General features: G+C 66.2%; 18 protein-coding genes. 11 read left to right on the top strand and 7 right to left on the bottom strand.

Going from position 1 to position 24,259, the window contains the following annotated elements:
- Positions 1-28: 28 nt before the first annotated feature.
- Both F8O06_RS10790 and recQ read right to left on the bottom strand, forming a co-directional pair.
- Positions 29-544 (bottom strand): glutathione peroxidase, encoded by a 516-nt coding sequence (locus tag F8O06_RS10790; RefSeq protein ID WP_158038567.1) that lies wholly within the window; start codon positions 542-544, stop codon positions 29-31.
- Between the two features lie 62 nt (positions 545-606).
- Positions 607-2,514: a DNA helicase RecQ gene (gene recQ / locus F8O06_RS10785; protein ID WP_412973464.1), complete on the bottom strand. Its 1,908-nt coding sequence runs from the start codon at positions 2,512-2,514 to the stop codon at positions 607-609.
- 415 nt (positions 2,515-2,929) lie between these two features.
- Here recQ and F8O06_RS10780 point away from each other — a divergent pair, with 415 nt between their 5' ends.
- The gene (locus F8O06_RS10780) at positions 2,930-7,342 is read left to right on the top strand and encodes a VWA domain-containing protein (RefSeq protein ID WP_192496928.1); all 4,413 of its coding nucleotides are present in this window, start codon (positions 2,930-2,932) and stop codon (positions 7,340-7,342) included.
- Between the two features lie 348 nt (positions 7,343-7,690).
- Positions 7,691-8,800, top strand: a complete 1,110-nt coding sequence (locus F8O06_RS10775) for a pseudouridine synthase (protein ID WP_225733480.1) — start codon at positions 7,691-7,693, stop codon at positions 8,798-8,800.
- Between the two features lie 108 nt (positions 8,801-8,908).
- Here F8O06_RS10775 and F8O06_RS10770 read toward each other — a convergent pair whose 3' ends face one another.
- Positions 8,909-9,433, bottom strand: a complete 525-nt coding sequence (locus tag F8O06_RS10770; protein ID WP_192496927.1) for an endonuclease domain-containing protein — start codon at positions 9,431-9,433, stop codon at positions 8,909-8,911.
- Between the two features lie 35 nt (positions 9,434-9,468).
- On the bottom strand, positions 9,469-9,774 hold the full coding sequence (locus F8O06_RS12280; RefSeq protein ID WP_192496926.1) for a type IV toxin-antitoxin system AbiEi family antitoxin domain-containing protein: 306 nt from the start codon (positions 9,772-9,774) through the stop codon (positions 9,469-9,471).
- A 940-nt stretch (positions 9,775-10,714) separates the two neighbouring features.
- Here F8O06_RS12280 and dnaK point away from each other — a divergent pair.
- From dnaK to F8O06_RS10745, 4 genes are all read left to right on the top strand, one after another.
- On the top strand, positions 10,715-12,583 hold the full coding sequence (gene dnaK, locus F8O06_RS10760) for a molecular chaperone DnaK (RefSeq protein WP_158038562.1): 1,869 nt from the start codon (positions 10,715-10,717) through the stop codon (positions 12,581-12,583).
- 11 nt (positions 12,584-12,594) lie between these two features.
- On the top strand, positions 12,595-13,263 hold the full coding sequence (locus tag F8O06_RS10755; protein WP_158038561.1) for a nucleotide exchange factor GrpE: 669 nt from the start codon (positions 12,595-12,597) through the stop codon (positions 13,261-13,263).
- 120 nt (positions 13,264-13,383) lie between these two features.
- Positions 13,384-14,406 carry a DnaJ C-terminal domain-containing protein gene (locus F8O06_RS10750; protein WP_158030648.1) on the top strand — a complete coding sequence of 341 codons (1,023 nt, stop codon included), beginning with the start codon at positions 13,384-13,386 and terminating at the stop codon, positions 14,404-14,406.
- Between the two features lie 21 nt (positions 14,407-14,427).
- Positions 14,428-14,874, top strand: a complete 447-nt coding sequence (locus F8O06_RS10745; RefSeq protein WP_158031754.1) for a heat shock protein transcriptional repressor HspR — start codon at positions 14,428-14,430, stop codon at positions 14,872-14,874.
- Between the two features lie 10 nt (positions 14,875-14,884).
- Here F8O06_RS10745 and F8O06_RS10740 read toward each other — a convergent pair whose 3' ends face one another.
- Positions 14,885-16,207, bottom strand: a complete 1,323-nt coding sequence (locus tag F8O06_RS10740) for a threonine/serine ThrE exporter family protein (protein ID WP_158038560.1) — start codon at positions 16,205-16,207, stop codon at positions 14,885-14,887.
- 158 nt (positions 16,208-16,365) lie between these two features.
- Positions 16,366-16,980: a DUF5666 domain-containing protein gene (locus F8O06_RS10735; RefSeq protein ID WP_158038559.1), complete on the bottom strand. Its 615-nt coding sequence runs from the start codon at positions 16,978-16,980 to the stop codon at positions 16,366-16,368.
- Positions 16,981-17,356: 376 nt separating this feature from the next.
- Between F8O06_RS10735 and F8O06_RS10730 the strand changes: the two genes are divergently transcribed.
- Entirely contained in the window at positions 17,357-18,283 is a 927-nt protein-coding gene (locus F8O06_RS10730) for a hypothetical protein (protein ID WP_158038558.1), read from the top strand.
- 39 nt (positions 18,284-18,322) lie between these two features.
- On the opposite strand, the gene F8O06_RS10725 is transcribed toward F8O06_RS10730, so the two are convergent.
- Complete coding sequence (locus F8O06_RS10725; RefSeq protein WP_158038557.1) at positions 18,323-19,927, bottom strand: CYTH and CHAD domain-containing protein; 1,605 nt, start codon at positions 19,925-19,927, stop codon at positions 18,323-18,325.
- 201 nt (positions 19,928-20,128) lie between these two features.
- Between F8O06_RS10725 and F8O06_RS10720 the strand changes: the two genes are divergently transcribed.
- The 4 genes from F8O06_RS10720 (at position 20,129) to F8O06_RS10705 (ending at position 24,238) form a co-directional block, all read left to right on the top strand.
- Positions 20,129-20,590, top strand: coding sequence for an Hsp20/alpha crystallin family protein (locus F8O06_RS10720; RefSeq protein WP_158038556.1), 462 nt, complete (start codon positions 20,129-20,131; stop codon positions 20,588-20,590).
- 186 nt (positions 20,591-20,776) lie between these two features.
- Positions 20,777-22,486, top strand: coding sequence for a circularly permuted type 2 ATP-grasp protein (locus F8O06_RS10715; RefSeq protein ID WP_158038555.1), 1,710 nt, complete (start codon positions 20,777-20,779; stop codon positions 22,484-22,486).
- Entirely contained in the window at positions 22,467-23,396 is a 930-nt protein-coding gene (locus F8O06_RS10710; protein ID WP_158038554.1) for an alpha-E domain-containing protein, read from the top strand. Before F8O06_RS10715 ends, F8O06_RS10710 begins: the two co-directional genes overlap by 20 nt.
- Positions 23,393-24,238, top strand: a complete 846-nt coding sequence (locus tag F8O06_RS10705) for a transglutaminase family protein (protein ID WP_158038553.1) — start codon at positions 23,393-23,395, stop codon at positions 24,236-24,238. The genes F8O06_RS10710 and F8O06_RS10705 overlap by 4 nt, the downstream gene beginning before the upstream one ends.
- The last annotated feature ends 21 nt before the right edge of the window (positions 24,239-24,259 follow it).

Genomic DNA, 24,259 nt, shown 5'->3' with positions numbered 1-24,259 from the left:
GTGGATCCGAACCCGGCCGGAAGTGCCCCTACCGACCGGCGAGAGACGCTTCGATCGCTTCGGTGATCTGTGGCGCGTCAGGCTCGGTGCGCGGCCTGAAACGGCGGATGCCGGGAGCCGCATCTGCGTCGTCTGCGGCCGGAGGGGTGATCAGAAACTTCTCGAAGTTCCACTGCACGCGCCCGGCCTTGCCGTTGTCGTCGGGCACCTCGGTGAGCACCTTGTAGAGCGGATGACGGTCGCGGCCGTTCACCTTGAGCTTCTCGAACATCGGAAAGGTCACGCCGTAGGTCACCGAGCAGAAGGCCTGAATCTGCTCAGCGCCGCCTGGCTCCTGGCCGAGAAACTGGTTGCAGGGAAAGCCCAATACGGTGAAGCCGCGTTCGGCATAGGTGCGCTGCAGCTCTTCGAGCTTCGCGTACTGGGGCGTCAGCCCGCACTTCGACGCCACGTTCACGATCAGCAGCGTCTGGTCGCGGTACTCGGCGAGAGTCGTCGGGGTGCCGTCCAGCCGGTGCAGGGGGATGCTGTAGATGTCGGTCATGGCGGCAGTCTAGCCGCGAGGGTGGGCGCTGTCAGCAGCGATCGCCGACTGCCGGACCGCGGCTAGAAGTCGGCGACGATCTCAAGCAGGGCCTCGCCGTAGGCGGCGAGCTTGGTCTTGCCGACGCCGCTGACCTCGCCGAGCTCGTCGAGGGAGTGCGGCTGGCGCGTGGTGATGCCGCGCAGCGTCGCGTCGTTGAACACGATGTATGCGGGCACGCCCTGCTCTTTGGCCGTGGCGGTGCGCCAAGAGCGCAGACGCTGATAAAGCGGGTCGAGCGCCTCGGGCACGGTCTCGGCAGGTGACGACCCGCGACCGCCACGCCGACGCGAGCCGCCTGATGCGGAACGCCCGATCAGATCGCGGCGCAGCTCGAGCGTCTGCTGCCCCTGCAGCACCGGCACCGCAGCCTGGGTGATCGACAGCGTGGCGTATTTGTCACCCGAGGTGCGCAGATAGCCGAGTGCCAGCAACTGACGGATGACGGCGCGCCACTCTGCGGCGGAGAGCTCGCCGCCGATGCCGAAGGTGGGCAGCTCGGCGTGACCGTACTGCTGCACGCGCTCGTTCTCATGTCCCAGCAGCAGATCGATCAGGTAGCCCGACCCGAAGCGGCGGTGGTAGTCGCGTTCGAGGCGCACCACGGTCGACAGCAGCTTCTGCGCCGGGACGGTCGCGTCGAACCGCTCAGGGGGCGTCAGACACGTGTCGCAGTTGCCGCAGGGCTCGCTGGCCTCGCCGAAGTGTGCGAGCAGCCGCACCCGGCGGCAGTCGAGCGTCTCGCACAGCGCCAGCATCGCGTCGAGCTGTCGGCGCTGCACCTCGCGATGCTGCTCGTCGCCGCTGCCGCGTTCGATCATCTGACGCTGCTGCACGACGTCTTGCAGCCCGTAGGCCATCCAGGCAGTCGCCGGCAGCCCGTCACGGCCGGCTCGTCCGGTCTCTTGGTAGTAGCCTTCGATGCTCTTCGGCAGATCGAGATGTGCGACGAAGCGCACGTCGGGCTTGTCGATGCCCATGCCGAATGCGATCGTCGCGACCATCACCAGGCCGTCTTCGCGCAGAAAACGAGCCTGGTTCTGCGCCCGCACCTCGGCGGTGAGCCCGGCGTGATAGATGAGCGCGGGGATGCCCTGGCCTCGCAGAGAGTCAGCCGTGCGTTCGACGCTCGCGCGAGACAGACAGTAGACGATGCCTGCCTCGTGCTCGTGTTCGCCGGTGATGAACTCGACGAGCTGTTCGACAGGCCGGCTCTTCTCGACGATGCGGTACTGGATGTTGGGTCGATCGAAGCTCGACACGAACTGTCGAGCGCCGTCGAGCTCAAGACGCTCGACGATCTCTCGTCGTGTGGCCGTGGTGGCCGTCGCAGTGAGCGCGACACACGGAACGCGCGGCCAACGCTCATGAAGCATGCTGAGACGCAGATAATCAGGGCGAAAGTCATGGCCCCACTGCGACACACAGTGGGCCTCGTCGATGGCGAACACCGAGATGCCGGGCCCTGAGGCCAGACGATCGAGCAACTCGACGGCCTGTTGGCTGCCGAGGCGTTCGGGCGCCAGATAGAGCATGTCGAGTTCACCGGCGAGAGCCTGCTGCTCGATCATGCGCTGTTCGTCGAGTGGCGCACTGGAGTTCAGCGCTGCAGCGCGAACGCCGTTGGCGTTGAGCGCAGAGACCTGATCTTGCATGAGTGCGATGAGCGGCGAGATGACGATGCCGACCCCCGGGCGCAACAGCGCCGGGATCTGGTAGCAGACGGATTTGCCGCCGCCGGTCGGCATGAGCACGAGTGCGTCGTGGCCGGCCGCGACCTCACTGACGATGTCTTCTTGCTGCCCGCGAAAGGCGTCGTACCCGTAGACGTCGTGCAGGATGCGACGAGCTCGTTCTCGCAGTGCCTTCTCGTCGGGCATACCCTGCCCGGTGGCGGAGGGCTGAGGCTGCACGAGGTCTGGAGAAGACATGTGGCCATGCTACGCGCCGCCTCTGACGTCGAAGGGCGACGACCGAGGTGTGCGAGGGCGTGCCGGCGGTCGTCCTCAGCCAGCTGCGCGGCATTTGATATACGTTCCGATCAGGCTGAGGCGCCCTGATCGCGGGACTGCTAGCGTGGCATCAAGATAGCGATCTCAAGGGGCCAAAAGGGGCGATATCCGCTGACGCACAATGCTGTGCGCCGGCAGAGCACGCTCGGGGGATCGATGGCGAAATGTCATCGAGAGGGCCTGAATCATGTCTGGTGAGAAGCGCAGTCAGCACCGCACGCACACACACCGCTCAACTCGGCGAAGGCGGCCGCACTCCCCGCCAGGCGGTGTGCGATCGGGCGAAGAGAGCTCCGAGCCGCTTCGGCTGAGACTCCTGCCTCGCATTGCGGCCATGGTCGTCGCCACGGCCGCAAGCTTCGCGCTGGTGGCGAGCGTCGGGTACGGCAGCGTCCCGGCCACCGCAGACCAGGTGACTCCGGCATCCTCGTCAGAGTCGGTCGATGCGGGAGTCGTGACCTCGCGGTCGGCGCAGGCCGTCACGGCTGAAGTGGACGCAGATGAGACGCCGCCTGGCGAGGCGTCAACGCCTCCGGCGGAGCAGTCAGGGTCTGCGGCGGAGTCCAGGGCGCCTGCGGCGACGCCGTCGCCGGCGTCTGGCGCTGCGGACGCAGGTGACAGCAATGCCACTGACGACCCGCCGGCGACACCCGATGCAGAGTCGGTCACGCCGCTGAGCGTGCCGACGCCGGGTCAGGGCGAAGCCGTCATCACCGTGAAAGTCGGCAGTGACCGGTCGGGCGTGCAGACGGTGTCGGTGCTCGCCGGCGTCGTTCTGCACCTGCGCACGGGCGGCGACAACGGCCCCTCGAACTCTCGCGCCGACGGGGTCGCGGGCGATGGCGCCGGATGGGCACGATGTGTCTCGGACGCCCAGGGCGACTGCAGCTTCGTGGTGCCGAACACCGGTAACGGCGGGCAGAATCGCAATGCACGCTTCTGGGTTGTGCAGCACGCTGCGCCCGATGGATACTTCGCGAACCAGACACTGCGCACCGGTAACGGAGATGGCAGCAACTCGGCACAGCAGCAGTACACGTTCAGAACAGGTGAAGTGCTGCATTCGGGACAGACGTACTCGTCGACCGACCAGTTCATGATCGCGACGAACAACGGCACTGCGACCGCGTCTGGCGGCGTCTGGCAGCAGTCTCGGGTCAACCCCTCCTTTCCCGCGAAGTGCGGGCTCGACGTCGGCTTGGTCCTGGACATCTCCGGGTCGGTCGGGCAGAGCATGCCTCAGCTGAAGGGCGCGAGTGACACGCTCGTCAACTCGCTGGTCGGCACCCCGTCGCGCATGGGGCTCTTCTCGTTCGCCACGGTCTCACCGGGGGGCGGTGCCACGCAGAACTATCCGTCGCTCGCTCCAGTGGCCACACAGGCACAGGCTGACTCGGTCAAGAGCCGGTATGCGGATTGGACCTCCGAAGGCGGGACGAACTGGGATCGCGCGCTCGCCGTGACGGCACAGTCGCCGGCGCACTACGACGTCGTGATCGTGCTCACCGATGGCAACCCGACCTATTACAACGATCCGGCCGTGGGCCCAGGAAACTTCACACGTATCCGCGAGGTCGAGAACGGGATCTTCTCTGCGAACGCGGTGAAGGCCAAGGGCACGCGCGTGATCGCACTCGGTGTGGGATCAGGCGTGACCACCCCAGAGACCGCGCTGAACCTTGCGGCGATCTCGGGACAGACGAAGTTCGACGGCAGCAACGCCACCGCTGCTGACTTCTTCCAGACCGGCGACTACACTGCGGCAGGCAATGCGCTTCGCGAGCTTGCGCTGGCCAACTGCAAGGGGTCGGTCTCAGTGGTCAAACAGATCGTGCCTTCGACCAACACCGGTGACGATGTCAGCGGCGCGACCACTGCCGGAGCCGGCTGGACGTTCGACGCGACCACGACATCCCCGGGAATCACCGGTCTGCCGAAGAGCGAGACCACGACGACCGACGGCACGGGCGCCGTCAACTTCCCGCTGACCTTCACCGGAGGCACGACGGCCGGCCCCGTCACCGTCACCGAGAATCAACAGCCGTCATACTCACTGGTCACGCCGGGCGGCAAGAATGCCGTCTGCCGCAACCTGACGACGGACCGTCCGGTGGACGTCACGAACGCCGGCGAACTCGGCTTCACCATCGACACCGCGGCCACGGCGGCGATCAGCTGCACCATGTTCAACCGAGAGGCGCTGCCACACGCAGACGTGAAGCTGAACAAGCGCTGGAAGGTCAACGGGGTCGAGTTCGCGAACGGCGCTCAGCCGGCGGAGCTCTCGGCAGCGGCAACGCTGACGGGGCCGGGTGACGGCGGAGCGACCGCGCAGGCCTGGGGGCAGGCACGCGGCGGTTACAAAGTCGGCGACGGCGTGACCTTCACCGAGAGCGTGACGCTGCCGAGCGGCGGGCTGTGCACGTCGACGCCAGAGGTCGTCTTCAACGGCACCGCTCTGCCGAATCCGGCAGACGGAGCGCTTTCATGGCAGGCGTCCCTGACGCAGCAGAGCAACGAGGCGACCATCACCAACGTGGTGACCTGTGAGAGCCAGCTGACACTGACGAAGACGGTGCAGGGCGGATCCGCCGCAGCGACAGACTGGACGCTGGGCGCGTATCTGCCTGACGGCACCACTCCGGTGATCTCAGGTGCGACGGGCAGCCCGGGCGTGACGGCACAGACTGTGACAGCCGGTCAGAACTTCGTGCTTCGCGAGACCGGAGGCGACCCACGCTATCGGCAGTACGACGTGCGCACCGAGCCGGTGCAGTACCCACAGGCAAGCGGGTCATGGCAGTGCCGCGAGATCGATGCCGACGGCAACACCGTTCCGGGCTTCAACCTCGGACTGAGCGGCGTGGTCGCCGTGCCACTCGGCAAGCGCATCACCTGTGACGCCGTCAACCAGACGGCATCGCTGACGCTGCTCAAGGCCGTGGTCAACGACAATGGCGGCACTGCGGTCTCAGGTGACTGGGACCTGACGGCCACTCCGGCGTCGGGCGTTGACGGCCTGCAGGCGAGCACGGTCGCCGGAGCCGACACCGCGTCGGCGGCCAACACGTTCAACGTTCGGCCAGAGCACACCTACACGGTGAGCGAGTCGGCCGGGCCCGCAGGCTACGCGAAGACGAAGCTGCAGCGGCTCGAGGGCGGCGACTGGGTCGATGTCGAAGGCTGGGACGTCAGAGTACCGGCCTTGGGCGATGCGACCTATCGCATCGTCAACGACGATCAGCCGCGTCCCTGGACGGTCAAGAAGTCATCGGATCCGGCGACGGGTTCGACGGTCAAGCCGGGTGACACCATCACGTATTCGGTCACGGCGAGTGCGGCGGATGCTCCCGGCGCGATTCGAGACGTGGTGCTGACCGACCGCCTCGACGATGTGCTCTCCGGAGCCGACTTCGTGAGCGGATCGGCGAAGCTGACCATCGGCTCGACCACGACCGACGTGGATGACCCCACAGATGAGCGTCTGCAGACCTCCGCTTTCGATCTGCCGGCAGGGTTGACTGCGACGCTGACCTACCAAGTCGTCGTCAAGGCGGATGCCTATGGCGAGACCCTGCGCAACGTGGCGACCGGCACGGGCGACGTGCCGCCGACGACGTGTCCGACGCCTGAAGGCGACGGGCCGGTCGACGGCCCGGAGTGCACCACGACCCACGTGACCGCGAAGTGGGCGCTGTCGAAGTCGTCTGACCCGGAGTCTGGAGCGCAGGTCGTGCCAGGCGCGACGATCGACTACTCCCTGACGGCGACCAACACTTCGGGCAACGGGGCGGTTCTCTCCGGCGCGACGGCAGTGGACGACCTTGGCGGTGTGCTCGATCACGCCGCACTGGTCTCACCTCTGCCGCCCGGGCTGACGCTCAACGACGACGGCAGAACGCTGACTTGGGCGGTGCCGACGCTGGCAGACGGTGCGTCAGCGACCACGACGTACCAGGTGAAGGTGAACTCTGACGCTGTGGGCGTGCAGGTCAGGAACCTGGCGACGCCGGGTGCTGGCGGCGAGTGCGTGCCGGTCGAGGGTCAGGATGTGCAGTGCGAGACGACGCATTCGGTGCCCACTCCGGGGTTCACCCTGGAGAAATCGTCGGATCCGGTGTCGGGTTCGACGGTGGCCCCGGGGCAGGTGATCACGTACACGGTGACGGTCTCGAACACTGGTGAGACGGTGCTGACGCCGGTGACGGTGTCGGACGATCTGACCGGCGTGCTGGTGCATGCGACGTTCGACCCGGGGTCGGCGAAGCTCGCAGTCGGCGATGCCGCGCCGATCGATGTCGCAGACCCGGTGGATCAGCGGTTGAGCAGTGGCGAGTTCGAGCTGGCGATCGGGGAGTCGGCGACGTTGACCTATCGAGTCACGGTCAACGGTGACGCCCATGGAGTCACGTTGAAGAACGTGGCGACGGCAGAAGCGACTCCCCCGGGATTCCCCCCGATCACCCCGCCCCCCGGTGAAACCACGCACAACGTGCCGCCGGTGACACCAGATCCAGACGATCCCGGCGCACCGGGCGATCCTGGGCATCCACATGACTCAGGCGGCACCGTCTCGACCTACCGCTCCTACGGCGGAGGCGGAGGCCTTGCGAGAACAGGCGTCGAAGCCGGAGGCCTCATCGCCCTCGCCGCGATGGCCGCCCTGTTCGGTGGGCTGATGGTGGTCGGCTCGCGTCGACGCCCGAAAGGAGCCGAACCCAGCCAGTCGTCAGCGAAGAAGGAGTGAGCTGACTGACGAGAGACCGCGGCGCTGAGTTCCCCTTGTCAGCGCCGCACCCAGAGATGCAGTCGTCGGGTATGACCCCTTTGCCCGGCGGCTGCATTTCGCTGTGTGGTGCGGTTCGGCCGGGCTGCTCTGTGTGGCTGATGCAGTTCTGCTGGGATGTGCACGCTTCTGCTGGGATGTGCACGGTTGGGCCGATCCCACATGGTTGGATCGAGATGTGCACGCTTCCGCTGAGAAGTGCATTGTTCCGCTGAGATCAGGGTGATTTGAGCAGAACGGCGTACATCTCAGCGGAACGGTGCGAGACAGATGCGTCTGCAGCGTCCGGCCGAGGCTACGCTGATGCCTATGCCATCTGCACCGTTCGCTCCCCGCGACGGCGTGTCAGCCACGCGCGTGGTCACCCCGCCACCGGTGCGCCAGACACCACCCGCGTGGCAGACCCCGCCACGCACGATCGGGGAGTGGCTGCGCGTGCGCTTTCCAGCATCCGTCGATGTCGATGCAGGCCTCGCCGACGGACGATATGTCTATGCAGACGGGCAGCCGGTCAACGCAGGCGATGTCTACCGCCCGCGCGCCGAGATCTGGTTCGAGCGTGACCTCCCAGATGAGGTGGAGGTGCCCGGCAGTATCCACATCGTGCACCGAGACGCCCGGCTGATCGTCATCGACAAGCCTCCGTTCCTGGCGACGATTCCGCGCGGGCAGCACGTGCGGCAGACGGTCGTGGCTCGGCTGCGCTCTGCGCTCGGCCTGCCAGAGCTGCAGCCGGTGCACCGGCTCGACCGGCTCACCTCGGGCCTCGTCGTGCTGACGACGGAGCGGCGCTGGCGCGGCGCCTATCAGACGCTGTTCCAACGGCGTGAAGTGCACAAGGTCTACCGGGCTCTTGCGCAGCTGTCCGCAGAGCGGGTGGCGCTGATGTCGCTGTGCGAGGGTGCGCCGCGCAGAATGGGGGATGCCGGTGTGCGCCCGTCCTGGACGGTCGGGCAGGCCATCGAAGTGCGCAGCCGCATCGAGAAGCGCCGTGGATGCTGGCAGGCTGAGGAGCTGCCGGGCGAGGCCAACGCGATCAGCAGCATCGTGCTTGAGCGCGTGCTTGAGCGCGCGGGCGCCGAACCCGCATCGGAGGAACTCTTTGGTTCCGGGGCGAATTGCGGCGGTGCCGAGGGCGTGACTGCTGGCGTCGGCGTCGGCGTCTTCCGACTGGAGCCCTCGACCGGACGCACGCATCAGCTGCGAGTGCACATGAACCGTTTAGGGGCGCCGATTCTTGGCGATCCTCTGTACCCGGTGGTTCGAGAGGCATGGCCCGGCGGGCCGCCTGCGGATGACTTCGAGCAGCCGCTGCAGCTGCTGGCGGCCGAGCTGTCGTTCACGGATCCGGTCGATGGCGTCGCCCGACAGTTCGAGGCGCAGCGGCGGCTGCCGATCAGCGTACAAGAGTGCGAATGAGGGCTGTTGGTCTCGTAAACTGCTTGGCACCTGCACCTGCACCTGCACCTGCACCTGCTTGGCACCGTCACCTGCTTGGCTTCGGCGTGCTGGCCTGGATCGGGTGACTCAGGCGCGAGCGAGTCGACTCAGGATGTCGCGATACACCTCAGGCCACTGATGCAGAATCTGATGATAGGTGTACCTGGCGCTGACGTATCCGGCACGCTCGATGGCAATATCCTTCGCATGATCACGCCGAAACTGCTCGGCGTCGCGATGCGTGCCTCCATTGAGCTCGATGGCCAGCACCCCATCGACGACGAGATCGATTCGCTGACGGTTGTCGAGCAGAACCTGTGATTCAACGTGGTGACCCGCCAAAGTCAAGAGCACCCGAGCAATGCTCTCAAGACCAGACTCAGCCTGGGCGTCGACGAGCGCGAGCACAGCGCGACCGCGAGGAGTGCGCCGCAACTCGGCCATGACATCCACAGTGCTGATGTGCAGATCAAGCTGGCGTCGCGCGCCGTTGCCTGGGCGCAGCGTGGCATGGCGCAGCAGTGAATCGACGACCGCGACGGTCTCGGGTATCGACACATCGTTCAGGCCGTGGCGCAGGGCGGTCACCGGAGGCACGACGCCATGCTGCAAGACGGTGCGATTGTAACGAGGGTGGGTGTGGGTTATCACCAAATGGCCTGATGCGGCGGGGCAGGTAGCAATGTGGTGTTGACGTGCAGGTGCATCTGAGCCTGATCTGGCAGCCAGATGTCTTTGTGCAGCAGTTTCAGCCGGTGGAGCCCAGAGAGATGCCCGCCGAACTTGACCGCTGCGACCACCCATGCGTTGGCGCCGATGGTCGCGAACCAGCCCTGTCTGAGCCGGACGAGCTCGTTCTGCCGCAGGAGCTGGTCGAGCCTGCGTCGCGAGATGCCGGCAAGCGCCAGGGCTCGTGTGTTGGATACTCCGAATGGTGTTGATGGAATGGCCATGTCGCCTATGGTCGTGCCCCGGGGCCTGAGGTGTCAGCGGGGCGGCTGCACTGTGGTGAAAGCGATGGTGCCCGCACAGCTGTGCAGAACTGGGTGCAGAACTGGGTGTGTCTGTGTCTGTGTCTGTGGGTGTGGGGCGGGCGTGGGTATGTGCAGTTGTGGCTGCGGGCGGGTTTGCGCGCGAGCGTGGGTATGTGCAGTTGTGGCTGTGGGTGGGTTGCGCAAGTGGGAGGTATTGAGCGTGTGATTGCGCTCAGCTGGTCGGTACGGGTGTGTACGGTTCCGCTCAGATGTGTACGGTTCCGCTCAGATGTGTACGGTTCCGCCGACATCGGGGTGATTTGGGCGGAAATGTGTACAGCGCGGCGGAATCGTGTGCATGCGGCGGAATCGCGCGGCCGTAGATCTGGGCTGGTTGGTTGGCTGGCTGGGCAGGGCTGGACTGGGATGGGCTGGTTGGCTGGGCAGGACTGAGATGGACTGGTTGGCTGGGCAGGACTGGGATGGGCTGGGTTGGCTGGGCTGGCTGGGCTGGTTGGCCGGTTGGCTGGTTGGCTGGTGGGTTGGTTGGTTGGTCGGCTTGGGCTGGCTGGTTGGGCAGCTTGGGCGCCTAGGCCGGGCGAGTTGGGGCGGCGGGGTGCTCGAGCTGTCGGCGGATGCGCAGAGAGAGCGGGTGAGAACCACCGCTGAGAGGTCGGTCGGGTTCGTTCCGTGCTCGTGTGATTGCCAAGACCTGTGAAACTTGAGTGAACTTTGCTCAACATTTCGGGAATAGCTTGACTAGGGGATGCCGTTGTGTAACCTTGAGCGTAGATGACTCAAGGGTGTACATCAGAAGCTGATGTGCAAATGACCTGGAGGTCATCGAAGAAGACTTATATTGCGCGGGTGCAGAGCCCGTGCATGCGTGGCTCGGTTCGCCGAGCAGAAAGGACACACAATGTCACGTGCAGTAGGAATCGACCTCGGCACCACCAACTCGGTCGTCGCGGTTCTGGAAGGCGGCGAACCCACAGTCATCGCGAATGCTGAGGGCTTCCGCACCACTCCATCAGTGGTCGCATTCGCCAAAGACGGGGAGGTGCTCGTCGGCGAGACCGCAAAGCGCCAGGCGGTGACGAACGTCGACCGCACCATCGCATCGGTGAAGCGCCACATCGGCACCGATTGGAAGACCGATGACATCGACGGCAAGAAGTTCACTCCGCAGGAGATCTCGGCTCGCATTCTGCAGAAGCTGAAGACCGACGCCGAGAGCTACTTGGGCGACAAGGTCACCGACGCGGTCATCACCGTGCCTGCGTACTTCAACGACGCCCAGCGTCAGGCCACCAAAGAGGCCGGTGAGATCGCAGGCCTCAACGTGCTGCGCATCATCAACGAGCCGACTGCGGCCGCTCTGGCATACGGCCTCGACAAGGGCAAAGAAGACGAGCTCATCCTCGTGTTCGACCTCGGTGGCGGCACGTTCGACGTCTCGCTTCTGGAGGTCGGCAAGGATGACGACTTCTCGACCATTCAGGTGCGGGCCACCTCGGGCGACAACCACCTCGGTGGTGACGACTGGGATCAGCGCGTCGTCGAGTACCTCATCAAGAAGTTCAAAGAGGCCAGCGGCGTCGACGTCTCGGGTGACAAGATCGCCCTGCAGCGCCTGAAAGAGGCCGCCGAGCAGGCGAAGAAAGAGCTGTCGAGCCAGACGACCGCCCACGTGCAGCTGCCGTACCTGTCACTGACCGAGAGCGGCCCGGCCAACCTCGACGAGACCATCACTCGCGCGAAGTTCGAAGAGCTGACCGCAGATCTCGTGCAGCGCACGGCCAAGCCGTTCACCGACGTGATCAAAGAGGCCGGCGTCAAGGTCTCGGATCTCGACCACGTGGTGCTCGTCGGCGGTTCGACTCGTATCCCGGCAGTCGTCGAAGAGGTCAAGAAGCTCACCGGCGGCAAAGAGCCGAACAAGGGCGTCAACCCTGACGAGGTCGTCGCAGTCGGCGCAGCCATCCAGGCCGGCGTTCTGAAGGGCGAGCGCAAAGACGTGCTGCTGATCGACGTCACCCCACTGAGCCTCGGCATCGAGACCAAGGGCGGCATCTTCACCAAGCTGATCGAGCGCAACACGGCCATCCCGACCAAGCGCAGCGAGACGTTCACCACGGCTGAGGACAACCAGCCGTCGGTCGCCATCCAGGTGTTCCAGGGCGAGCGCGAGTTCACCCGTGACAACAAGAGCCTCGGCACCTTCGAGCTGACCGGTATCGCACCGGCTCCGCGCGGTGTGCCGCAGGTCGAGGTCACCTTCGACATCGACGCCAACGGCATCGTGAAGGTCTCGGCTAAGGACAAGGGCACCGGCAAAGAGCAGGAGATCACCATTCAGGGTGGCTCCGGCCTTTCGCAGGAGGACATCGACCGCATGGTCAAGGAGGCCAAGGACAACGAGGCCGAAGACAAGAAGCGTCGCGACGCCGCTGAGGTGCGCAACAACGCCGAGCAGCTGGCCTACTCGATCGAGAAGCTCATCAAAGAGAACGAGGACAAGCTCTCTGATGAGGTCAAGACCGAGGTCACCGCTGATGTCGAGGCCGTCAAGAAGGCACTTGAGGGTTCGGACGACGACGCAGTGAAGGCTGCGTTCGACAAGCTGAACGAGTCGCAGGTCAAGCTCGGCCAGGAGATCTACAAGACCGCGCAGGAAGAGGGCGCCGCTGGCGCTGCTGACGGCGAGGCCAAGGCAGACGGCAAGTCGGGCGATGACGACGACGTGGTCGACGCAGAAGTCGTCGACGACGATGACGACAAGAAGTAAGGCGATTCACCATGGCTGACAACAACGTGGCTGGCACTCCGAACGAGTCAGGGCTTCCTGACGACGGGGCCCAGCCGACGAGCCAGCAGCCAGAGGCCCAGCCGAACGGGCAGCAGACCGAGGGCGCGCAGGGTGCTGACACAGCATCCGCCGCCCCCGGCCGGCCCGCCGGCGAGGCTGACCAGGCTGCAGGCGAGCATGATCAGGCGGATGCCGGCGCGAGCGCCGAGGGCGCCGCGGCAGACGCTGACGGCGAGGCCTCACGCGAGGACAAACTGTTGGACGAGCTGCAGCGTCTGGCGGCGGAGTACAAGAACTACCGCCAGCGCACCGAGGCCCAGCAGATTCGCGATCGCGAGCGTGCGGTCGGCGATGCGGCCAAACGACTGTTCCCGATCTTCGACGACCTCGACCGGGCTGAGAAAGCCGGCGATCTCGCAGAGGGCACGGCGTTCGCGACCATCGCGTCGAAGCTGAGGGCCGTCGGCGAGGGGCTCGGCATCGAGCGCTTCGGAGCGAAGGGCGAGCCGTTCGATCCGAACCAGCATGAGGCTGTGCTGCAGCAGCCCAGCCCCGATGTCGATGCGCTGGTCATCGGTGAGGTCGTCGAACCCGGCTACAAGCTGGGCGACACACTGCTGCGCGCGGCCAAAGTGGTCGTGCTGGCACCTGCTGAGTGATCGGTCGCATGAGAATGCGCCCGACGGGCAACGCGCCCCGTGGCGGGATGCGGATCCTCTCTGGATCCCTTCCGTCACGGGGCGCTCGACACATGAAGACGACAGAAGGAGGCGAGAGGCATGGCGAGTCAGGATTGGCTTGAGAAGGACTTCTACGCCGTGCTGGGAGTGTCGAAAGACATCTCCGACGCCGATCTGAAGAAGGAATACCGCAAGCTGGCGCGCAAGTATCACCCCGATGCGAACCCGGGCGACGCTGCGGCAGAGAACAAGTTCAAAGAGATCAGCGAAGCGTATTCGGTGCTCTCTGACCCCAAGCAGCGCAAGGAGTATGACGCGCTGCGGGCCATGGGCGGAGGTGCGCGCTTCACCGCGGGCGCCGGCGGCCAGGGCGGTCAGGGGTTCGAGGATCTCTTCGGCGGGCTGTTCGGCCAAGGTGCCGGGGCACCCGGCGGTCAGCGAGTGCGCTTTCAGACCGGGGGACAGCCCGGCGGCGCAGGTGCGGGCTACGAGGATCTCTTCGGCGGACTGTTCGGCGGCGGAGCCGGCGCCGGAGGGTTCGGCGGTCAGGGATACCGCGCTGCGCCGCAGCGCGGTCGTGACGTCGAAGCTCGTGCCCAGCTGACCTTTGCCCAAGCGGTGCATGGCGCGACGGTGTCGTTGGCATCGCCGCAGGGCAAGCGCGTCAAGACGAAGGTTCCGGCCGGAGTTCGAGACGGCCAGAAGATCAAGGTTCGCGGCAAAGGCGAGCCCGGTCAGAACGGCGGTCCGGCTGGCGACTTGATCGTGCGTGTGCACGTGGGCTCCCACCCGGTGTTCAAACGCGACGGCGACGACCTGCGGGTCGAGCTGCCGGTGACGTTCGCCGAGGCGGCGCTGGGCGCCACCGTTCAGGTGCCGACCTACGACGGCGAACCGGTCAAGGTGAAGATTCGCCCGGGCACCCCTTCGGGCCGCGTGCTGCGAGTCAAAGGCAAGGGCGTCAAGGCAGGTCGGCACACCGGCGATCTGCTGGCAGAAGTCCAGATCGTGGTGCCGAGCAAGCTCGACAGCGCGGCAAAGAAGGCATTGGATGACCTCACCGAGGCGATCGGTGACGCCGACCCGCGCGCAGAGCTCTACGCGCAGGCCAAAGAGAAGTAAGAGAGCAGGTGAGTCGCCATGATGGATGAGACGGAGCATCTGTTCAGCATCTCGGCGGCCGCACAGCTGGCGGGCATGCACCCGCAGACGCTGCGGCAGTACGACCGAATCGGTCTGGTGCAGCCGCAGCGCACTGCGGGTCGCTCCCGTCGGTACTCGCTGCGTGACATCGTGCAGCTGCGAGAGGTGCAGCGTCTCTCGAACGCCGGCGTGAGCCTAGAGGGCATTCGCCGCATGATCGATCTCGAGAACCAGGTGCACAGGCTGCAGAGTCGTGTGGCCGAGCTCGAGGCCGCTCTTGACGATGCACTCATCTACCGCCCCGGTGCTCGCACGTTCGCCGCCGGCATCGCCGGTGAAATCGTCACGCTCGACCAAGGTCGCCGTCGCGTCCAGGCGACGGGCGGCGAACTCGTCGTATGGCGGCCGGTCCGTCAGAACGGCCGGAAGCCGCCGTCAGAGGCCTGACAGCGCATCCTCACCCGCGCAGGGCGTCGAACGACCACTCGCGCTCGGTGAGCATGCGCGCGATGGTCAGCCCGACGGCCAGCGACACGATGGTCGCGAGCGCCTGCACACCATAGCCGCCAGCCTGCACGATATCGCCCTGGTTCAGGTACACCAGGGCGCGATAGGCGCTGGAACCCGGCACCATGATGAGCACCGCGGGCACGGTCAGCGTGATGCGTGGGGCCTCCAGACGCGAAGCGATCATGTAGGCGAGCAGCCCCACGAGCAGGGCGGCCACGACCGTCGACACCTGCGGCGGCCAGCCCATGTCGCCCGTCGTCAGACGGAACACGTTCGCGACCGCGCCGATCCAGGCTGCGCTCAGAGCGAGCCTGAACGGGGTGTTGAACATCATCGCGAATCCTGTGACGGCGACGAAGCCGGCGACGAGTCGTGATGCGATGACGATCCAGACCGGCCAGGTCGAGGGAGTCGGCGCAGCAGTCGGCTGCAGATCGAACATCATGGCGACCGCCCACGCGCCGAACGACACCGACATCAGCACCAGCCCGGCAAACGTGAGGCGGCCGATCGCCGAGTTGAGATCGAGCCGAGCCAGATCGAGGGTCGCGGTCACCAGCGGAAAGCCCGGCACGAGCAGCAGCAGCGCCGAGGTGAAGCCGGCATCGTGCAGCGGGCTCACGTGCCCGCTCACCGCCGACAGGATGCCGGTGAACAGCACGTAGCAGAGACTGGCGATGAGGCCGCAGACCGCATACATCGCGAGCTGGTTGATGCGCAGCTTCACCAGCGTCACGCGCAGCCACTGTGCGATCGACACGGACAGCGCGACTCCGACGCACTCCTGCCACCCGCCGTTGTTCAGAAACGCGAACCCCGAGCAGGCCATTATCGCGGCGATCAGCGTCAGCCACGTCGGATAGTGTCGAGGCCTCTTCTCGATGACGTCGAGACGCCGGTTCAGCTCCTCTGCCAGCATTCCCTGCGGCATGTGATGTGAGAGTCGCTCCAACTCGACGATGCGATCGGCATCGACCCCGCCGACTCGTGCCTCAGCGACACGCGTGCGAAAGATGGCGCCGCGAAAGAACGTGCAGACGATCTCTGTGGCGGTGATCTGCGTGTGCAGTGAGGTCATGCCCAATGCCTGGGCGGCGCGTGACATGGCCTGCTTGACGCGGAACGAGCTCGAGCTCGCCTGCAGCATCATCCGTCCCAGCCGCATGATCGCGTTCGACTTCTCGATCAGATGGATCGGCTCGAGCAGAATCTCGCCGGTCGGTGTCGGGTCGACTGGTGTCGAATCTGGGGAGGGCGAAGACGGACTCATACTTTCTATTGTGCCGCTTCCGCCGGTGGGCCGTTCTACGCGTTCCAATGCCGGAGACCACCCAGCGTGCGCGATTGCCGGTCGAGAGGCCTTCTGGCGAAGATGAGAGAGGATGTGCCTCCGACTTGCTTGCGGAAGGCAGGTCTCAGGAGGAACGATCAGTTCGTGGTGCTCTGCGAGTTCTGCTGCGGACCGGGCGCGCCTTGCCCCGGACCGCTCTGTGTCCCAGCCATCGGCGTGTCCGCAGCGTCATCGCCTTCGGTGATCGACTGAGCCATGATCGAGCCGTTCGACTCCTCGCCTTGGACGCGGATCGAGTCTCCGACGGCCAGATCCGAGACAGAGCCCTGCTGCGTGGTGGTCACTGAAGTGCCTGATCCGGTGTTGATCGTGGTCGTTTCGCCAGACTGCGTCTTGATCGTGATGGTCCCGTCTGAGACTCCGGTGATCGTGCCGCTGGTCAGCCCGCTGAGCATGCCGCCGGATGCGGCCTCGCCATCGGATGCACCCATTGGGGCTCCCTGTCCGCCGGTTCCGCCAGGCCCCTGCTGTATCGAACCGGCTGAGGTGGAGGCCGCCTGAGCGAAGACCGTGCCTCCGAGGAATCCGAGTCCGATGAGGATCACGGCGGTCAGCCCGCCGGTGAGCCACCTTCCGACCTTCGATCTCGACTGCGAGGTCGGCTGTGCGGTCTCGGGTGCGGTGGGTGGGGTCGAACGCGATTCGGCGCCGTCTACGTCGCCGAGCCGGTTGTTCGTCGTCGGGGTGGTCAAGGTTGCTCCTTCATCTCAAGGCGTGTCGGCCGGTGACCGATGAGTGCCGCTGGGCTGGTGATTCCCAGTGTTGCGGCGCACACTGTCCGGTGGATCTTCGACTGCTGTGTCGTCTCTGTCTCTCTCTTGTGGGGCAGCCAGCACCTCTCGTGCGAGCCAACCAGCGGAGCCAATCAGTGATGCCGTTGACTCGAAGAACGCCACCGCTACTCGGGCGCAATGGCAGTCGCCTGCAGACGTCGGTCGGCCCGCCGCGGGTGGTCTGCGACAGTCTGATGATCGAAGTCGAGGAACTTCACAGCTCGGCATCAGCCGGAGGCCAGCTGAACCGATCACACTGTGAAATGGCCACCATCGTCACGACAGGGAGGACCCCATGCAGATTCAAGAGTTCGCTCGCGCCTACCAGACGCCATACCGTGTGCCGCAGCGTCGCGGCAGCGAGATAGACACGATCATGCTGCCGGCGCGAACGTTCTCAGGTGCGTGGGGAGAAGTGCTGTGCCAATCTCTCGACGGGCAGCCGGAAGGGGCGCTGCGTGCGCGCGTGAAGACGCTGCAGACCGCGTACCAAGGGTGGTTCGAGACAGTGGGAGACGTGCTCATGCGGCAGCTGAGCCACACCCTCGAAGCATCTGACGCCGAAGTGATGACGGCGCTCGCCGAGATGGCTTTTCATCGTATGAACACGCATCTCGGCGCCGCGTGGCTGCGTCTTGCGAGGAGTGCCGAGAGCCGCGGGGCACGTCGGCAAAGCGGAGAGGGCGTGGCCGATGCGACGGCCAGCGCCAGAATTGCCATTCGCGCCGACATCGATCGGCTCAGCGGTGCCCACCGAGGCATCGAGACCTCGGGCGAGTTCGCGGCCGACGATGTCGCCGAGCTCGACGACTGGTATTCCGCGCTGGTGACGCAGATGCGCGCCTTCGACGATCTGCTCGAGGTCGCTCAGATCGATCCGGATGTCGTGGTGCTGCCCGCCCCGGTTCAGTTCAGCACGCAGGGAGCGGCGAGCTGCGACGTGGTGCTGGTGAACCCGGCCACTGATCGAGCGATCGGCGTGCGAGTGCCGCACCGGAGCGGCTGGCGATCCTCCCTGCGCAGCAGCGCTGGGATGCCGCGTGCCGGCCGCGTCGCCGCAGACCGATCTGCCGACCCGGGGAAGGAGGCTGCGGAGACATCGCCATCGGGCGTCGGCCAGCGCATCGATCACGCCCGCGTGCTTGAGATGGGCACGCTGCGCCCGGCGCAGATCGTGACCATTGCGCTGCATCAGCTGCGGCCGGTGGAGGCACAGGCCTGACTCCGGCGGAATCCGGCTGACCGGCGAGCACGGTCGGGATCAGTCGTCGAGCGCGGCGCTCGCCGAGGCGAGCAGCTCGTCTCGGGCCTCGCCGTAGCGGCCGAGCGCCTCGGCCCCGCGTTCACGGGCGCGCAGAGCGAGCAGATAGTAGGGAAGTGCAGCACGCTGTGTCGTGCGTGCTCGTTCGTCGTCTGCTGCCACATGCAGCACGTGGTCGGCGAAGAGCGCGTCGTCGCGGTGGTCGCCGAGCAGATCCTGCAGTCGTTTCGCCGCCTTCGCCAGGCGCTTCGCATCTGTGCGCTCCAGCACCCGCACCGGAGTGTCGGCGAGCCCGAGCGAGATCGCCTCGGCCGCATACCGGATGCGACGGGCGTCTTTGCGCACCTCGTGCAGGGCGTGCTCGAACCGCAGGCGTGCGCGCACCCCGGCTCCCGTGGGTGGGAGTCGATCCCAGACCTCGACCAAACAGTGGTCGTCTGCGACGAACGAAGCGACTGCCTCTGCGAGCTGTGCACGCAGCGCGGGTACGGCATCCGTCTGGCCCTCGGGTGAGGCCGCTTTGGGATCGGTCAGACGCCGAAGCTGCTCGGCGATGTCGTTGCGACGTTCGTCGGTGAGATCGGCAGTGAGCCGAGCGTGCTCCACGGCGTAGAGACGCCATGCCGGTTCTGACAGACGGCCGACCAGACGCCTCGCCGCGGGCACACCCTGCAGCTGCAGCACCTGCTGCTCGGCGTCGCGGGCACGCACCTCGGCGTCGCGGGCAGCACCGAGATCGTCGCCGAGACGTTTGAGGTGGCGGCGGGTGGCCCGCACGATCGCCGGGTCGACGAAGACACCGTAGACGTCGAGCAGACTGCGCAGCCGGCGGATGACGATTCGAGCCTGATGCACGCCGTCGGGTCGGTCGGCGATCGCGTCGTCGAGGCGCGAGTCGAGCTCGACGGCCAGCCCCTGCGCGATGTGCGCGACGGTCTGCGCGGCCGTCGCCTGTGCGCCTCGGTCGAGGCCGAGCGCGCGCTGCAGCTTCGCCACGGCCGACGAGGGGCGGGCTCCCGCTTCGATCAGACGATCGGAGACGGTCTGCAGCAGCAGTGCGCCGGAGCTGCCGGGAGCGTCGTCGAGGCGTTCGTCGAGCTCGGCCTCCCACTCATGCCACTGTCGCACCGAGCCGTCGCGCAGGTCGGTGGTGCGCACTTCGTCGTCGGCGATCTCGGCGAGCGGTCGTCGTTCGGCGTCACTCAGCTCGGTGGCCGTGCGTGTGGTCTCGATGCGTGCGACCGGGGCCAGCTCCTCGGGCTTGGCCCAGGCCTCTACCAGACGCAGTGCGCCGACAGGAATCTCGTCGGGGGCGGCCGAGTCTATGGGCCAGTGCCGCTCGATGCGCCCGTGCTCACCGGTGGTCTTCACGTGCCAGCCGGCATCGTGGCCGCCGGTGCGACGGCGCAGCGCCACTTTCGCCTGAATCAGCGTCAGCGAGGGGGTGTCGTAGTAGATGGCGTCGAGATGTGCTGGCTCTGGAGTGACCGCATGCGCCACGACGTCGATCACGGTGAGGTCGGGCAGAGCCGCGGCGCCGGGAACGTCGAACTTGCGCTCGATCTCGACGTGGCGTTCGCCAGCAGAATCGGAGGTTGCAGTCATGCTCCAAGACTAGCCGCGGCACCCGGGACGATGTCGCCTGTCAGAGAGTTGAGCGAAGCGCACTCAAGTTTGGAATAATGTCGATGACGCGACGTTGATACAGATGCAGCCGTCAAGAGGCGGTCGCACCGCATGATCGTGTCGATGACCCGGCGAGCGCCGGGCACCGAATCACAGACATTGACGAGAGGATGAAGCATCATGGCCATGGTTTTCGACCCGTTCCGCGAGATTGATCGTCTGGTGTCGAGCGCACAGCGAGGCCCCAAAGGCATGCCGATCGACCTGTATCGCAAGGGTGACCACTATGTGCTGTTGGCAGACATTCCGGGCGTAGAGCCCGATTCAATCGACATCGACCTCGACGGTCAGCAGCTGTCGATTCGAGCCGAGCGCAAGGCACACCGCAGCGGGGAGGTGCAGTGGATCGCGCAGGAGCGCCCCGCTGGCACCTATCTGCGGCAGCTGACTCTCGGCGACGGACTCGACGTCGAGCACATCACAGCCGACTACAGCAACGGGGTGCTCACGCTGACGATTCCGGTGAGTGAGAAGGCGAAGCCACGGAAGATCCAGGTCTCGACTTCGGCCGATGAACCCGGGTCGGCGACGGCCGCCGGTAATGCGGCGAAGGCCCCTGTCGAGGCCCCGAAGCAGGAGTGATCGGCCTGGCGGGCTGCGGTCTTCTGCGACCGTGGCCCGCCAGTCTCTCTCTGCGACAGACCCAGCGAAGGCACTGCGCGTGTAACATTCCCGACACCTGAGACTGAGAGACTGCTCAGTGTTCGCAGAACCGACGACATCCGATCCCCTCGTCTCAGCCGTTCGGCTCTGCAGGAGGGGAGACAGATGAGCGATCTGTTCGCCGGGTATCACACAGCTGCGGCACGGCATCCGTTCGGATCTGACGCTTGGGACGAGATGTTCTCGGTGCTGCCGGGCACGCCGGGAACCAGCGTGCAGGTGCGTGACGGGTACGATCGAGTGCTCAGCGTGCTCGAAGGCATGCCGCGTCGAGAGCTGAGCGCACGCATCGATGCGCTCGCGAACTCGTACCTCACTCAAGGCGTCACTTTCGACTTCGCCGGTGAGGAGCGTCCTTTTCCGATCGACCCGATTCCGCGCATCATCGAAGACGCCGAGTGGCGGCATGTCGAGGCCGGCATCGCTCAGCGCGTGCGTGCACTCGAGGCGCTGCTCGACGACGTCTACGGGCCGCAGAACGCCATTCGGGATCAGGTCATCCCCTCGCACATCGTGGCATCGTCGAAACACTTTCATCGGCAGGCGGCTGGCATCCGGCCGGCCAACGGGGTGCGCATCCAGGTCGCCGGCATCGACCTGATCCGTGATGCCGCAGGCACGCTGCGCGTGCTCGAAGACAATGTGCGTGTGCCCAGCGGGGTCAGCTACGTGATGTCGAACCGCAGCGTGATGGCACAGTCGCTGCCCGAGCTCTTCGGAACCCAGACGGTGCGGCCCGTCACGGAGTATCCCTCTCGCCTGCTCGCGGCCCTTCGCGCTGCGGCACCCGCTGACGTGGAGGATCCCACTGTGGTCGTGCTGACCCCGGGCATGCACAACTCGGCATATTACGAGCACACCCTGCTGGCGCGACGCATGGGCGTCGAGCTGGTCGAGGGTCGTGACCTGTTCTGCACCGGCGGTCGCGTGTACATGCGCACCACCGGCGGCCCGGAGCGCGTCGACGTGATCTATCGGCGCACGGACGACGAGTTCATCGACCCGCTGAACTTTCGGGCCGACTCGCTGCTCGGCTCGCCGGGGATCATGCTGGCGGCTCGCTTGGGGCACGTCACGATCGCCAACGCCGTCGGCAACGGCGTGGCCGACGACAAACTGATGTACACCTACGTCCCCGATCTCATTCGCTACTACCTGCACGAAGAGCCGATCATCCCCAACGTGCCGACGTGGCGTCTCGAAGACCCGGTGCAGCTCGAAGAGGTGCTCGATCGGCTGGACGAACTCGTCGTGAAGCCGGTCGACGGGTCGGGCGGCAAAGGCATTGTGCTCGGCCCCCAGGCGAGCCGTGACGAGCTCGATCAGCTGCGCCGGCGCCTGAAGAAAGATCCTCGCGGGTGGATCGCGCAGCCGGTGGTGATGCTGTCGACGATTCCCAGCGTGGTCGAAGACGGCATCCGCCCTCGGCACGTCGACCTGCGCCCGTTCGCCGTCAACGACGGCGAGGACGTCTGGGTGCTGCCCGGCGGGCTGACTCGCGTCGCGCTGCCTGAGGGACAGCTCGTGGTGAACTCGTCTCAGGGCGGCGGGTCGAAAGACACCTGGGTGCTCGGAGCACCCGCCCGATCGTCGCTCGCCGACGAACTCGTGCACGACGACCAGATCGACGCCCCGGCCAACGATCTGCTGAAGCTCGGCGGTGCGGTCGCATCCGGCGGCACCGGCAGCCTGATCGGGCCCGACCAGGGCCCGCGCAACGCGCCGGATCTGCGCCGCCAGCAGGAGCAGGAGCAGCAGCAGAGCCGGGATGCGCGCAAACACGGGGAGGTGCGTCATGCTGTCGCGAATCGCTGAGAGCCTGTTCTGGATCGGCCGGTACGTCGAACGGTCCGACGGCACCGCACGTCTGCTCGACGTGCACCTGCAGCTGCTGCTCGAAGACCCCTGGGTCGAGGAGTCGAACGCGTGCGAGGCGCTGCTCGGAGTGATGGGCAGCGCCCCCAAGACGTTCAGTCGCCTCTGCCGCGCCGACGTGCTGCGGCTGCTCGGCACGGATCGTACGCAGCCCTCGTCGATCGCGACGTCGCTGTGGGCGGCGCGAGAGAACGCCCGTGGTGCACGTGACGTGCTGCCGAGCGAGCTCTGGGAAGCGCTGAACATGACGGTCAAACGCCTGCCCCGGCAGGTGCAGCAGGAGCGGTCGCACGAGTACTTCAGACTGGTGCGCGAACGTGCGGCGCTGGTCTTCGGCATCATCGACTCGAACATCAGCCGTGATGACGCCTGGCGACTGATCACGCTGGGACGCTGCCTCGAACACGTCGATATGACGGCGCGCCTGCTCGCGACCCGCTCGCTGACGGAGGCCAGCGGGCCGTCTTGGTCGACCATCCTGCGCTCGTGTGGCGGGTTCGAGGCGTTCCAGCACACCTATCGCGGGCGGGCCAGCAGTCGTCACGCGATCGAGTTCCTGCTGCTCGATCTGCTGTTTCCCCGGTCGATGACGTACTCGCTCAACCGCGCGGTCGACTGCCTGCGCGGGCTCGACCCGATGCAGTCCCGAGTCTCGGTCGGCGTCGACTCCCTGCGCGTGCTTGGGCGAGTGCGCAGTCAGCTGGAGTACGCGCCCGTAGAGGCCCTGCAGGAGGATCTGCCGCGGTACATGGCCACGGTGCAGGCTGCTGTGCAAGAGGCGGCCGAGGGCATTCGCGACCGGTTCTTCCCAGTCAACCCGGATCCGACCTGGATCGGAGAGAACGTATGAAGCGTCTGCGCATCGAACATCGCACCGGCTACACCTATGACGGCCCGGCCGTCGCCTCGTACAACGAGGCCCGCATGCTGCCGGCGAGCGGCAGGTCGCAGCTGGTGATCAGCTCCGACCTGACCGTCTCGCAGGCCACGTCGCAGTTCGGCTACGTCGACTATTTCGGCACCAAGGTGTCGAGCTTCGACGTGCTGGGCCCCCACGACGAGCTGACCCTGGTCGCAACCAGTCTGGTCGAGGTGAGACCGCACTCCGACGGGCCGGGTGGGGCCACTTGGGAGCAGCTTGCCGATCACCGCAACGACACGATCGCGCTCAGCGAGCAGCTGCAGCAGACCGGTCGCACCCGACCGCCGGCAGAGGTGACCCGGCTGGCCAGGGGAGCCGTCGAGCAGACCAAGACTCCCGCTGAGGCCGCAGCCAGCATCCTCAGCGCGGTCGGCGACTCGATCGAGTATGTGCAGGGTGTGACGGCCGTGACCACGAGCGCGGCTCAGGCTTGGGACAAACGCAAGGGAGTCTGCCAGGACATCGCGCACATCGCGTTGGGCGCACTGCGCGCTGTGGGCATCCCGGCTCGGTATGTCTCCGGTTATCTGCATCCGCGACCGGATGCCGCCATCGGCGACGAGGTCGCCGGCGAGTCGCACGCGTGGCTGGAGTGGTGGGACGGCGACTGGCACGGCTACGACCCGACCAACCACACCGAGATCACCGACCGGCATGTGCAGGTGGGGCGCGGACGCGATTACGGCGACGTGCCTCCGCTGCGCGGCGTCTACTCGGGCGAGGGCGCATCGCACCTGTTCGTCTCAGTGCACATCACCCGAGAGGCGTGAGCGGCGCCGTGCAGAGCCTGT

Origin of the sequence: Pseudoclavibacter sp. CFCC 14310 (assembly GCF_008831165.1) — a bacterium.
Lineage (GTDB): Bacteria > Actinomycetota > Actinomycetes > Actinomycetales > Microbacteriaceae > Pseudoclavibacter_A.
The sequence above is the reverse complement of the archived record's forward strand: the minus strand, read 5'-3'. Positions and strand labels throughout refer to the sequence as shown.